The organism is Shewanella sp. M-Br, from assembly GCF_036245925.1.
Lineage (GTDB): Bacteria > Pseudomonadota > Gammaproteobacteria > Enterobacterales > Shewanellaceae > Shewanella > Shewanella oncorhynchi.
The window spans coordinates 214,358-227,172 of sequence record NZ_BJBV01000001.1 but is presented as its reverse complement, the minus strand read 5'-3'; the positions used below and the strand labels follow the sequence as shown (position 1 = coordinate 227,172).

14 protein-coding genes are annotated in these 12,815 nt (G+C 44.3%); 7 read left to right on the top strand and 7 right to left on the bottom strand.

What is annotated here, in order from left to right:
• Positions 1-24 precede the first annotated feature (24 nt).
• A complete protein-coding gene (locus AAA952_RS00995) occupies positions 25-894 on the top strand; it encodes a 4'-phosphopantetheinyl transferase family protein (RefSeq protein WP_338253601.1) in 870 nt (289 codons plus the stop codon).
• Positions 895-982: 88 nt separating this feature from the next.
• Positions 983-1,528: a hypothetical protein gene (locus tag AAA952_RS00990; RefSeq protein ID WP_338253599.1), complete on the top strand. Its 546-nt coding sequence runs from the start codon at positions 983-985 to the stop codon at positions 1,526-1,528.
• A gap of 138 nt (positions 1,529-1,666) precedes the next feature.
• Here AAA952_RS00990 and AAA952_RS00985 read toward each other — a convergent pair whose 3' ends face one another.
• Positions 1,667-3,655, bottom strand: a complete 1,989-nt coding sequence (locus AAA952_RS00985; protein ID WP_338253597.1) for an alkyl/aryl-sulfatase — start codon at positions 3,653-3,655, stop codon at positions 1,667-1,669.
• Between the two features lie 123 nt (positions 3,656-3,778).
• Here AAA952_RS00985 and AAA952_RS00980 point away from each other — a divergent pair, with 123 nt between their 5' ends.
• Complete coding sequence (locus AAA952_RS00980) at positions 3,779-4,720, top strand: LysR family transcriptional regulator (protein ID WP_338253595.1); 942 nt, start codon at positions 3,779-3,781, stop codon at positions 4,718-4,720.
• 82 nt (positions 4,721-4,802) lie between these two features.
• Here the strand turns inward: AAA952_RS00980 and queF are convergent, their stop codons facing one another.
• Complete coding sequence (queF, locus tag AAA952_RS00975; RefSeq protein WP_263180963.1) at positions 4,803-5,660, bottom strand: NADPH-dependent 7-cyano-7-deazaguanine reductase QueF; 858 nt, start codon at positions 5,658-5,660, stop codon at positions 4,803-4,805.
• 59 nt (positions 5,661-5,719) lie between these two features.
• On the opposite strand from queF, the gene syd reads away from it, so the two are divergent.
• Positions 5,720-6,370, top strand: coding sequence for a SecY-interacting protein (gene syd / locus AAA952_RS00970; RefSeq protein WP_028760624.1), 651 nt, complete (start codon positions 5,720-5,722; stop codon positions 6,368-6,370).
• A gap of 95 nt (positions 6,371-6,465) precedes the next feature.
• On the opposite strand, the gene AAA952_RS00965 is transcribed toward syd, so the two are convergent.
• Positions 6,466-7,239, bottom strand: a complete 774-nt coding sequence (locus AAA952_RS00965; RefSeq protein WP_263179966.1) for a Zn-ribbon-containing protein — start codon at positions 7,237-7,239, stop codon at positions 6,466-6,468.
• Complete coding sequence (locus tag AAA952_RS00960) at positions 7,239-7,622, bottom strand: hypothetical protein (RefSeq protein WP_263179968.1); 384 nt, start codon at positions 7,620-7,622, stop codon at positions 7,239-7,241. The genes AAA952_RS00965 and AAA952_RS00960 overlap by 1 nt, the downstream gene beginning before the upstream one ends.
• A 164-nt stretch (positions 7,623-7,786) precedes the next feature.
• Between AAA952_RS00960 and AAA952_RS00955 the strand changes: the two genes are divergently transcribed.
• Positions 7,787-8,194, top strand: a complete 408-nt coding sequence (locus tag AAA952_RS00955; RefSeq protein WP_028760621.1) for a DUF3192 domain-containing protein — start codon at positions 7,787-7,789, stop codon at positions 8,192-8,194.
• Positions 8,195-8,205: 11 nt separating this feature from the next.
• On the opposite strand, the gene AAA952_RS00950 is transcribed toward AAA952_RS00955, so the two are convergent.
• Positions 8,206-8,439 carry a DUF2789 domain-containing protein gene (locus AAA952_RS00950; protein ID WP_028760620.1) on the bottom strand — a complete coding sequence of 78 codons (234 nt, stop codon included), beginning with the start codon at positions 8,437-8,439 and terminating at the stop codon, positions 8,206-8,208.
• A gap of 150 nt (positions 8,440-8,589) precedes the next feature.
• Between AAA952_RS00950 and AAA952_RS00945 the strand changes: the two genes are divergently transcribed.
• The gene (locus tag AAA952_RS00945) at positions 8,590-9,228 is read left to right on the top strand and encodes a GNAT family N-acetyltransferase (RefSeq protein WP_028760619.1); all 639 of its coding nucleotides are present in this window, start codon (positions 8,590-8,592) and stop codon (positions 9,226-9,228) included.
• A complete protein-coding gene (locus tag AAA952_RS00940) occupies positions 9,221-9,526 on the top strand; it encodes a DUF962 domain-containing protein (protein ID WP_263196743.1) in 306 nt (101 codons plus the stop codon). Before AAA952_RS00945 ends, AAA952_RS00940 begins: the two co-directional genes overlap by 8 nt.
• Before the next feature lie 1,734 nt (positions 9,527-11,260).
• On the opposite strand, the gene AAA952_RS00935 is transcribed toward AAA952_RS00940, so the two are convergent.
• Positions 11,261-11,647, bottom strand: a complete 387-nt coding sequence (locus tag AAA952_RS00935; protein ID WP_263165811.1) for a DUF3301 domain-containing protein — start codon at positions 11,645-11,647, stop codon at positions 11,261-11,263.
• On the bottom strand, positions 11,644-12,657 hold the full coding sequence (locus AAA952_RS00930) for a DUF3549 family protein (protein ID WP_338253585.1): 1,014 nt from the start codon (positions 12,655-12,657) through the stop codon (positions 11,644-11,646). The genes AAA952_RS00935 and AAA952_RS00930 overlap by 4 nt, the downstream gene beginning before the upstream one ends.
• Positions 12,658-12,815 lie beyond the last annotated feature (158 nt).

Below are 12,815 nucleotides of genomic sequence, written 5' to 3'. Positions count from 1 at the left end.
GGCTTTGTCCTGCAAGGCTCTCAAATGACCGACTCCAGTACATCTAGCAAAAACGGCGTGAATGTGGATCTATTTTTTATTCCACTGAGCGATATTTCATCGCCGCAAACATCACTCGCTCAGTCTTGGTTAAGTGATGATGAACTCGCCAAGGTCGCGCGTTATCACGATCCCAAGGCGCAAATGAAGGGATTACAGGTCAGGGCAGCGTTGCGGGCCGTGTTATCTCGCTATGCGGATTTATCGCCACACGAGTGGTGTTTTGAATATGGCGCTAAGGGGAAGCCGAGTTTAACGGCAAAATTGCAACAGCAAACGGGGCTTGAGTTTAACCTAAGCCATAGCGGCGATTGGTTATTGATTGGTGTGACTCAGTTTCATGGTGTTGAGTCTGGTTTATTTGGGGTCGATATTGAAAGATCGCGGCCGAAGACGGATATCTATCCAATCCTAAATCATTATTTTTCCGCCCAAGAAACTGCGGCTTTGTTGACCCTTGTCGATGAAGCGAGTCAACGGCAGCGCTTTTTCGATTTATGGGCGTTAAAGGAGTCCTATATCAAGGCGACAGGTCTAGGTTTAGCGCAGTCGCTTAAATCCTTCGGCTTTGATCTAAAGCCATTCGATAAATTGGTGGCCGGATCGGTTGAGCTTAGATGCCAAGATGCAGCGTTGATGCCGTTCTATGGCGTGGCGCCTTTGCTGAGTGTCTATTCTAATATCCCGCTGCAAACCATTGATGCAAGTTCATTGTATTGGCAAATCTATTTTGGGCGTTTGACCGAGGAGTACCGTTTTGCCGTGAGCTTAGGGCATGCTGGTAACACCGAGATTTCCATAATGCTAACGGCGCAACTGAGCAGCATAGAAGCCTTACTTGCCGATTATGGTTAACTGGTCTTATTCATCTTCGGTTAAACATTGCTGGGTATAGTCACGCCTATAATATTTTGAATTTGAATGAAATAAATGAGGTTTAACAATGAAACGGATTAAGTGCCTAATACCTGCCACTATGATGGTGTTGCTATCTGGTTGTGGTTATTTTGGTGGCGATGAAAAGCAGCAATTGGAGCAGGCTTGGTTAGCCCAAGATCCACAGTTGCAGCAAGTGGTTGAGCAAATTCGTGCCAATGGCTTAGATGTTGTGGCTCAAAGCGCGGCAGCAGGCACAGTTTCGGCCTGTGTGGCTGGAAAACTCAGCCAAGATCCGTTGGGTAAGTTAGTCAATGTTGAAGGTTCGCTGGTGGAGTCGGCCAAGGTGGCAGAATTGCTGGGTGACTTACAGAAAGTAATGGAACAAGACATCAGTTTTGATCAGGTCGCGAGCTTGCTGCAAAAGGGCGCCGATGCGGCGGCCTATGCTAAAAGCCTTATCGAGCAACAAGGTTTAGATCAAGCCTTACAAAGCCTTAAGCAAATGGCGACTGCGAGCGAGCAATTTGCCCAACAAGACTTAGGTGCGCATTTTCAGCAGTTATTGCTTGAGTGCAAAACTTCAGTCCCAACGCCAGAGTCTGCGAATTAATTCTGCTTTGTTAATCTGACAATATATCCTGAATCACTTGGGATGATGCCCTCCAGTGCTAGAGCCGTTCAAGGCGAATATACGCTAGTCAGTCTTTTATCCATAAAAAAGCCCTGAAGATTCAGGGCATTAATTTGGTTATTTCGTGCTTGGTAGTGGGACGATTTCAAAGCTTTCATCGAACTTTACTAAGGTCGACGCTATCTTACCGAAGGCATCTTTATCACCCTCTAACTTGGCAGTACCCTTAGCCAGTAACTCTTTAAGTGTGACTTTTCCGAGTAAAATCCCCGTAATATAGCGTTTATCAATATAAAGATTGGCATCGGCCTCCATCGGTTTATCAACCTTAATATTGCTTAAATTACCGTTACTTAGTTCAACATAGAGCGTTTCTTGGGTGTCAGGGTTAATCACATTAAGCCGGATTAGCCCAAGTTCAGCAGCTTTGAGGCTATCGACTTTTACGGCGAGGAAGTCAAATAGGGTCGATATGTCCATTTCTCCTAAAATATCTGCTGAGGCCGATTTAGGCGCGCCGGGTTGAATGCCTACGCGTAACTCTTGGGCGCCAGTGAGGTAAATGTTGCGCCAGCCAGCCCCTTCGGCTTGATAACCCAGTTGCTCATAGGTATCGGCAAGTAATTGTCTTGCCTCTTTATTATTAGGTTCTGCCATCACGACCTTATTGAGTGCGGTGGCCACAAAACGGTATTCGCCTTGGGCATAGTCGGCTTTGGCGTGTTTCACTACGGCTTTGGCACCGCCCATATACTCCACAAATTTCGTCGCTTCATCTTTTGTCGGTAGTGGGTTTAAGTTGGCGGGATTCATATCGAAATAGCCAAGGTACATGTTGTACACGGCTTTGGCATTATGGCTGTAGGTGCCATGGTAACCATTGGTGTACCAAGTATCGCGCACAGCCTTAGGGATAGTGGTTTGAATCGCATCGCCAATATCTTGAATACCCACGCCATTATTGGCTAAACGCAGGGTTTGATTATGCACTAGGCCATAGTTATCCCTTTGCATTCTTAAGTATTGGTTTATATCAGTATTGCCAAATACGGGGGCTGAGTGGGCAGTGAATATAACCTGTGCATCATTACCAAAATGAGTCAGTAATTCGTTGATATCCTTAGACCATTTTATCGCATCTCGAACTTTTGCCCCGCGTAAGGTATAAATGTTGTGCATGCCGTGGTAGGTGAGCTCAGCGGTCCACAATGCTTTCATTGAGGGAATATAGGTGGCCATTTCCGAGGCGGCTTCTGTGCCTGATGCATCCATAAACACCATGTCGATGCCATCAATGGTGAGTGTTTCCCACTTATCTTTGGCATTTAAGGTGACATCGGGTTTAACGTAGGTCACTTCGCCTTTGGATAATCCCTTAGCAAGTGCGGCATCGACAATGCCTTGATCGTTTCGCTCTAATGTTGCGCCGTATTGATAGGCGGCGCGGCGGCTCATGGCATTACCGGCAAGCACGTTTTCGTCGACAATTTCTTTGGTGATGTTATTGGAACCATAGACTTTGACGTTTGGGAACATGTCTTTGATTGCGCGGGAGCCGCCAAAATGATCTCCATGACTGTGGGAATAAATCATCGCGACTACGGGTAAGTTATTGCCCTCGGGCAAGTGTTTTAGCGCAAACTCGAGGGATAATTTTGCCGCTTCTTTGGTCAGCAGCACGTCATAAAGGATCCAACCCGTTTTACCGCGGATAAGGGTTAAGTTCGATAAGTCTGTGCCACGCACTTGATAAATGCCATCTGTGACCTTGTATAAGCCGTTAGACACCATATTCAATTGAGCTTGGCGATAAAGTGAAGGGTTTACTGTGTCTGGAGTTTTGTCGCCAATAAAGCTGAAATCGGCACGTAAAATGGCTGCTGTTGGTTCATCGAGTTCAGCAATAAGATTTTTAGAAAACTCTTCAAAGGCTTTTTTGTCAGCAAAATTAAGGCTTGCTGCTGAGGTTTTATTTACCGCAATGGTTTGCTCGGTGGCAGGCTTTCCCTGATAGTGCAGGCTGATATGTTCATGCTCGTGTTCAGCGGCCACGGCGCTTAAAGAGAAGCTTGCGATAATACTCATTGTCATCAAAGATTTTTGCATTATTTTACCTACCGAAAAGTGGGATAGTGTCGTTGATGGTTTGAGTATAGCCAGCTTGTGTATTTAGATAACTCGAGTTAGTTTGGGTTGTAATATTCATATAGTGAATGAGTGCACTCCCTTATGCCGACACGAAAGCCATTAGATTTAAATTTATTACGCGTGTTTATGGTGGTTTACCTTACTCGTTCATTCACCCAAGCGGCACAGGAGTTAGATTTAACTCAGTCTTCCGTGAGCAATGCGATAAGCCGGTTCAGGGCTTGGGTCGGGGAGTCACTGTTTAATCGAGTTGGACGGGGAATTGAGCCTACATCGGTGGCACGGGAGATGTACCGTAAATTTGAGCAGCCCATGGCGGATATTGAAACCGTATTACTGGGGTTTGAGCATTTTGATCCCAACACGAGCCAGCGGCGCTTTTATGTATATGCTAATGAGTCGGTTATCGAAGCGCTGCAATCAGGCGTGCAGGCTTTGTTACAGACTGCTGATATTGAAGTGATTTTCCGCGAGTCGCCGCCGCAGGAGGATGAGCTATATCGCGATATTTTGCTTGAGCGGGTCGCCGTTGCCATAGACATTAAGCCCGCGCAGCAAAGTTTGCTCTCGAGCAAATTGCTCTTTACCGAAAATTTAGTTTGTATCGTCAGTCGGCAGCATCCTCGTATTCAAGGTGTCATTAGCCATGAACAGTATTTTGAGGAGAAACACGTCTTTTTGAATCTAAGGCGTTTTAATTTGACTGCAGGGGATTTGTTTACCGAAGGCGTGTTACCAAGGCGCAAAATGTACAGTGAGCAATCATCTCTATTGAGTATGTTTGCAACTGTCGGTAAAAGTGAGGCGATAGGCATAGCGCCTTTGCGTTACGCCAGTCAGTACGCTGAGATGTTCGGCTTACAGATTTTATCTATGCCCCTGAAAACTCGGCCAATTGATTTGTATATGGTGTGGAGCAGTAAATATACCCAAAACCCGAGCCATCAATGGTTACGGCGTTTATTGCTCAATGCGAGTGCAAACACTGTGAATAAAAAAGCTCTGAATCTAGCGAGCAGCTAGGGCTAGCGATTCAGAGCTTTGTTGCAGTTTTTAAATTTTATTTTCTATCTCAGATTGTTAATCTAATAGCCTAAGAAGGTCATTACTGTCTTGCGAGTCTGTGGCTTTCACCAGGTTGCTCGAAATCACTGCGATAAGGGTTGATATCTAAACCACCGCGACGCGTGTAGCGGGCGTAAACCGTCAATTTAGTGCAATGACAGAAACGTTTTAAATCGACGAAAATTCGCTCGACACATTGCTCGTGGAATTCGTTATGTTGGCGGAAAGAAATCAAATAGCGCAGCAGTTTCTCGCGATCGATTTTAGGGCCTTGATAACGGATCATCACGCTGCCCCAATCGGGTTGCGAAGTGATCAAACAGTTGGATTTCAGTAGGTTTGAATTAAGCGTTTCTGCGACCGTTTGCTTATCGTCTGTACTGTTAACTAAGTAATCAGGATTAAAACTATAATCGCTGACTTCAATATCGAGATCGTCAATACAAGTGCCTGGTAACTCAATAATACGCTGAATACCAAAGCTTTTTGGCTCGATAATCTTAACGCTAACATCACCTTGAGCACACTGACTTAAGTCTTGCACTAAGGTTTTTTGCAGTGAATCTAGATTATCAAACTTGGTTTGATTAAAGCTATTGAGATACAGTTTGAACGATTTCGACTCAATCAGATTCAGGCTTTCATAGCTTAAATGAAATTCAGCTATGGCCACCATAGGCTTACCTTTGGCATTTAACCAAGACAGCTCATAACCCGTCCAGATATCGGCACCATGAAACGGTAACGTCCCAGTGAGTGCAATAGCATTACGGTTTAGTGAGCGTGGAACCCCTTGCAGCAGCGACGCATCATACTCGGCTTGGTAGTCGGTGGCTTTACCTAAAGTCAGGCCAACAAGCGCTTGCGCATCACTATAGGGATCGTGATTCTGTGTCATCAATACTGTTTCCATGTCAAAATAGGCGCACATTATACCTGAAATTGGATTGTGCTTAAGTGTCTTGTCTGCCCGCACTCGATAAATTTTTGCAAAACTATCATCAAGCTTACTTAACGAGTTTAGGTGAACTACCGCGTTATTACCCACAGGGTGAGCCTTCTGTGTGTATTCAAGGCGAATTTCAACCGGATCTTGAACAGGCCGTTTCTTGGCAGCCAGTGAAACGCAAAGTTGAAGGCAGTTTCGCCAATGTAGAGCATGCACTGGAGTTAACTTTATGGCCAGAGATCAATGATTTTTACGGTCATTATTTCTCCGCCCCAGTATTATTTGACTCTAAGTGGGGCACTGGGGAGTTACTGCAAGTCTGGAATGATGACGATTTTAACTGCCTGCAACAAAACTTGATTGGTCATCTGATGATGAAGAAAAAACTGAAGCAGTCACCGACTTGGTTTATCGGTCTGTTAGATGAGGGAGATAAAATGCTCACCATCAATAACAGTGATGGTAGCGTATGGATTGAAATCCCTGGTGAAGTGCAATCTGAGCAATTGTCCTCGAGTTTGACTGCGTTTATCGAAGCATTATCGCCACGGATAGCACCACCCGTTAAACATGAAGAACTACCTATGCCCGCATTAGAACATCCTGGTATTTTCGCCAGTTTTAAACGTATGTGGCAAAACCTTTTCGGTAAACGTTAACTTCTGTGATCGACATTTTTATTCTCAACCTAAGTATTAACTCAACCTAAGCGTGGCTTATCTTAGGTTGAGTTTTGCAAGGGGATAAACAGATGTTATTGATGATCCCAAGACAGATTCGACACTATGCGGCAAGGCTCGCAGCGAAAATGGAACATATCCAATAAAGGTTCATCGAGTTTCCAATCATGACTGCCACAACGTGGGCAAGGTCGCGTTTTTTCTGTGGCTAAATCTTGGCCGCCAACGCGATATAAGTAGTAATAGGTCGGGATCTGAGTGAGATATTCGATACGACCGCGCAAATCCCAACCTCTGCGAAATAAATCACTGTCAGGACTCGATAATTCCTCTAGCGCGGCAAATTCTGCCTTAGTGGCCGCCGCCATTTGCAGCTCGTCGCAGGCTTGCCATTCGCTCTGCCAACGGATAATACGTTTATGATCGCCATTAAAGGTTGCGGGTATACGGTACAGGGGAATGGGCAATAAATTGTCGCCGCTGCGTAGGGGCGAGCACATATGCACAAAACTGGTGTATAGCAGTTGCCAGCTGGGTGTTTCGGTATTACTTACTTCAGAATTGATATCCTGACCAATAAACTTTTCCCGCGGCGCGAGTAGTTTAGCGTCGGTTAATTCTACTAAGGCTTTTTTGACCCAAGGGCTGTGATATTTGTGCGTTAAACTGCTTTTCTCTGGCATCAATAAACGCACTCTAAACTCACCGTCATTAAAGGCGACCGCAAATTCTCGTCCTAAGATTTGGCCATTAGCTCGATAGGCTTCAAGGAGCTGATTAATGGCCTTCTCGGCGGCAGATATCGTGGTGTCGGCGAAGCATTCGAAGCGCAGTTCAGTGACAAACATTAAGCTGTTTTTCCTTGGGTTTCTAATAAGTTTATGCGTTGTTTAAGTTCAAGCAGTTCGTTTTTTAATTGCATTATTTCTGTTTTTTGCTGCTCAGCATGACGTTCAAAATACGCCTGTTGCATCTGCATGCGCTCGGCGAGCACAGCAAGGGTTAAGGTATCGTTAGTTGCGGGAACGTCAGTTGTAGGGCTGATAGTTTGCAACTCAGCTAAACGCTCGCGATCTGCCTTAGGCATAGATTTAAATTGCTGTAAGCCTTGGATCAATATAGGTAAAGGTAGGCTACTACCTAAACGGGTTTTAATTAAGGCAAGGCTCGGTACTTTACCGCAGGCTTCGAGCGAACGTGCGGCCGCTAATACTTGGTCAAGGGGACTCATAATTAGCAAAATTCCTTAATTTGTTGAATTGTTTAAACCAATTTTAAAATAATAATTAATTTTTTCATTTAAAAACAGTGTGTTGTCTTGTGGCATTTATTTTGCTTATTGTCCAGCCGAAATACCATTTTTTAAGCTTCAATAATAATTACACAGGATGTCACATGATGAACCATAAATTGAATAACAAACTTATCGCCATCACTTTTTTAGGGCTCGCAAGCTTAGGTCTTAGCGGCTGCGTGGTCAATGTCGGTGATGGAGAATCGGGCTGGGATAGCAGCGAATCTTGGGAGAAAGTGCAGGATAAAAATCGCACTAACTTAACCAAACTGAGCTTAGGCATGCCTAAAGACCAAGTGATGATCTTAATGGGCACCGCTGATTTTAGTGAAGCCTATATTCAACAAAGTGCTCAACAAGGTGAAGCCAATAAAGAAGTCTTAGTGTTGTTTTATCGTACCCAGCGTAATAATGGCGATGGAAAAACCACTAAGGATGAATGTACGCCTATCGTGCTGAGCAACAATGCCTTAGTGGGTTGGGGTGAAACGGCTTACGGTAAAATCTGAACCAACGAGTCTTATCGTTTACGTAGCTGAGTGTCTAATTGCTCAATGGGCTCAGTCCAGAGGGCATCGGCTTCTAAACCTTCAATGATAAAGCTCTTTTGGGCAGGGGTCCAAAAGGGCGCTTGGCTTAAATGGATGTGATGGTCGATATCATGGGTTGCAATAAACTGCGCTATGGCCTCGTCGCTACTGTCTAAACCGAGTTGCTCAAACAAGTGGCTTAAGTCTACTGGAGTTGTATCCATCATTATTTCCTTTTCAGTATAGTGCCTTCGTTTAGAGTAAGCGCCTGATTGAAAAATGCAATCTATGATTAAAATTTGCACTTTTTAGTTTCCTTGGTAGATTAACAGTTACGCATAAAAAAGTGTGAGCTAAGTCAAGGAATGCTAACGATGGACAATGAAATTCTAGAGGACTGCCGCGCAGTCTATTTGACCGCGGAAGACTTACGCATTGCCGCTTCTATTCTCTATAACGCTTACCATGATGATCCTTTTTTTGTCGATTCACTCTTTACCTCAGACAAAGCCGCTTATGAGCAAAAATTGCGCGCCGCAATCAGGGAAGAACTCAATACGTTATGGCAACAAAAACAAGCCCTCATTGGTTTATTCGACCATGAAAGACTCTTTGGGTTAGCCTGTGTAGTTACTCAAGAAGTGCCTTTAGGGGAAGGGCGTTATTGGCATTGGCGCTTAAAGATGTTGTTAGGTACAGGTTGGCAATCGACTCAAGCACTAATGAACAAAGAGTCCAGTATTATTGAACTTTTACCCAGTAAGCACTGCGGTATTTTGCAGTTTATTGCTCTTGCACCAAATGAACAGCACAAAGGACTTGGACATAAGTTGGTGCAAGCTGTGGTGAGTTGGTGTGATGAGCAGCCTGATTTGGATGGCATTGGTGTGTTTATCGCTCAGGAGAACCACTTGCAACTGTTTACTCAGCATGACTTTGTATCCATAGGCGAGCTGAGTATCGGCAGTGTCCATGGCCAGCTTTTATTCTATTCGGTTCAACAAGATGACTAACTCTTATAAACGTTTCGCCGATTTTTATCCTTTCTATTTATCCCAACACCAGCACCCGACTTGTCGGCAATTACACTTTGTTGGCAGTTGTTTAGTTCTGCTGCTGATTGGCATTGCCTTGGTTTCACAAGACTGGTGGCTATGCTGGTTTATTCCTATTGTTGGTTATGGTTTTGCATGGGTGGGACACTTCGTATTTGAGAAGAATCGACCCGCGACATTTCAGTATCCTTTTTACAGTTTGATGGCAGATTGGGTGATGTTTGCGCAGATGATTCGCCGCTTTTTTAAACATTAAAAAAACTGCCCGAGTGAGATGCCCATGCCCGTGTGAGAGATCGCTTACAAACGTTGTAGGACATAATGTTTTCTTTTTGATTGTTTTTTGTCCTACAATATTTAATTTTAAATAGAATCATTGGTTTGTATTTATTTTTCTTTGGTTGGTCCGTAATTAATTTTGTAGTCCGTTCTTTGAGCCGAACAAAAACGTTAGGGTTAACGTAGAATTCACTCATGGCCAAAGCAAATGGATAGCAAGGAAAGCGAAACAGGCCAAAGGGACGCAAGAAGCAACGAATTAAGATTTCAAGGTTGAAATCGCTGACGGTAGGAAAACTGTCATTCGCCTCGGATAGGCTAAGGAAAAGCAAGATTGCTTTTCAAGGATGATTAGGGACAGTGATTTGTATCGTCAGGATGATGAATTTCAGGAAGAATACAGGACACGCTTAAGGATTAAGCATGAACTCGAAACAGGATGTGTCGAGATAAGGATAAAGTATAAGGGTGAACAGCTTGTACTAATCTATGGAAAATAAATTTTGCAGGATGCAATAGGAATACGTCATAGGAAGTGACAGGCTCTGTAAAAAGGATTTACAGGTCAAGGGACTGAGTGTTATCTCACGTAAGTTTGATACACAGGGACGAAAAGGGATTACAGGGACGACGCAGGACGCAAGCAGACGCATGGATGGTGCAGGGAGCACAAATCGAGCAGGACGGCTTACAAAGGATAAATGGGGCGCACTTTAGTTGCGCCCTTTTCTTTGGTTCATTTTCAGCATTAATCTGGCTTTGCCAAGCTATAACGCTATTCACACAGACTTTATCTTAACGCTGCTTAAAGACATCTTGCCGTAAAACATGTTTACCAGTCTTACTTCTCTTATTGCCCAATGATTTACTCTCTGTGTTCTGGTCATTCGCCGAATGCTTGTCGAATTTTGAGCGATAGCGGTTTATGCATAAGTCCTTCAGGGGAGAACATCTAGCACTTGCTTACTTTTGATTTGAATTGCCATCCTCCGTGTAAGAGATCTCTCACAAGTATGTAAGTAATTTGTAAGTCTAAAGGGTGGTTATGTCTCTGGGTTAGTTATTATTTTAATTTATATCAGTAGGTTAACCTGTTTGTTATCAGTTGGGTTCACCATTTTTGTTAACATTTTAAATAATCCACAATGAGTACTTTCGTTGGTTGGCGTAGAATTCATCTTGTAGAAGGAATTGCGGGCAACAGGATGTTGGCGATCAGGATGATCGAACAGTGACTAAGGAATGTGACTTAAGGAAAGATAGGGATATAGGCCTTTCAGGATGAAAGAGAGCCAATACCAAGGAAGGGAGACTATCAAGGATTGATAGACTCATTGCATAGGATGGCAATGGCACAGGGAGTGCAATTGAATGGATGCAATACCCGTTTCATGGATGATGATGGAACCGCTCAGGAAAGAGCAAGCTTGGGACTGGATGACCAAGAGATAGGGAAGTACATGAGTACAAGGACCTCAAGGATTGAGCAGGGATGAAGCAGGACGCAGATTGACGCATGGATGGTGCAGGGAGCACAAAAATAGCGGGATAGCTTAACAGAGAATAGGAGGGCGTGGCTTTAGGGCCGCGCCCTTTCTTTTTTAACTTTTACAGTGATCTATTTTTTAGCCGTATTTACGATAAAAAAGAATGCTGTCTTGCTCTCAATATTAGCTCACATTTTATTTGAGCCAACATTGTCGATAAAAGCTTAATGGCATTTGCCTGAGTTACAACCACTTTGCGTACCACAACCGCCAAATTTTCCCTGCGCTGTAGGTGCTTCTTGCCATTCGGGCTCTGGGAAGATAGGCCATTCTATTTTTTGAATTTTCTTACCTTGCATCCAAATATGGCCACGGTATTGGTTAATGCCGTCGGTGCTGAATTCAAATAAATATTTCGCTTTCCAACAAATTCCCGTGGTGCCGCCAATACTTGGGCGGGCAGTTTCCATGGCAATGGCTAACAGTTGAACTTTTTGTCGCCAACATTCTTTTTCGGCAAAAATACGGCTCAACTCTGCCATTTGGCGTAGTTGCCAAAAGAATGCGGCAATCACGACGAGGCCAATAATTAACAGTAAATCTGACATCATTTGCTAGCTGCCTTAAACAAACCACCTATGGCTTGTGATAGTTGAATGCTTCGATTGGGATTTCTTAACTCGCCTAGTAGTTGATTGCGCAAACTAGGAATAGCCACAATATCAGCAAAGACCTGATTAAAAAAGGCTTGGGGCTGCAGTGCTAGGGCTTCTAAGTAAAGACTGCGACTTGAATCTTGTTTTAATACCGACCAGTTACGTCCGGCAATGCTGATGAGGGCATTGGTATCTAAAGAGGCTTGGCCGTGTAGATGCGCAAACGCTTTTTGGCTGTGTTTGGCGCTAGAAGCCAAAGCGCGAAGGAAATAGGCTTGGTGCTCTGGCGCTGCGTCTTGAAGTTTCGCGAGAATCTTATCGGCGAGTGTGTCGCTAAGCTGTAAGTGTTCAAGGCATTGGCATAGCGCGATTTGCACTTCGATAGCGGCTGTATCAAAACTCGATACCAAGTGCTGCTCATGATCAAATTCTTTTGTGCGTACACACACATCGGCTATGCCTTGCATTCCAATATGTTGCCATTGTGATGGGGCAATTTGGCCTGACAGATATTGCACGGCAAACTCGTATTGTGATGAAGCGCGTTGGCCAAGTTGTTTACGAACAAGCGCGTTGAATACGGCAAGTTTTTCTTGGCTTGGCTTGAAGTTAAACGGATTATTCGCGAGCCGTTCTTGCTGCTCATCACTGAGTGGCTGAGTGGGATCTTGCCCTAATGCCGCTAATATCATTTCGATAAATTGTGAGCGAGGCGCGGGCGACAGTAATCCTTGCTCATCTAACGCCAGCTTTAGAAACCAAATAAAGTGCTGCTGACTCGCATCCCAAAAGACGATAGCAAACTGCGCATGTCCTTGAATGGGGTAAGGATAAGGGGTAGCGAGAGATTCTATTTGGTGAAACGCGAGCATATCAATATGTTGCACCCTACGGCCAAGATCATACACTTGGAACTGGGTTTTGGCTGTGGTTAAAAACTGGCTTAAAGTTGTAATTTCAGTCATTTGGCTGCCATATCAATCAAAGAGGCTCAATAAATTGGCGCCATTATAGGGGGAAGTGCGTCTGGATGGTATGATTGCGGCACTTTAATCGACCTATTCGGCCAGTGAATTGTGGTGAGTTCTTGAATCGCAATGGCTAACATGAGAATGGATCTGAA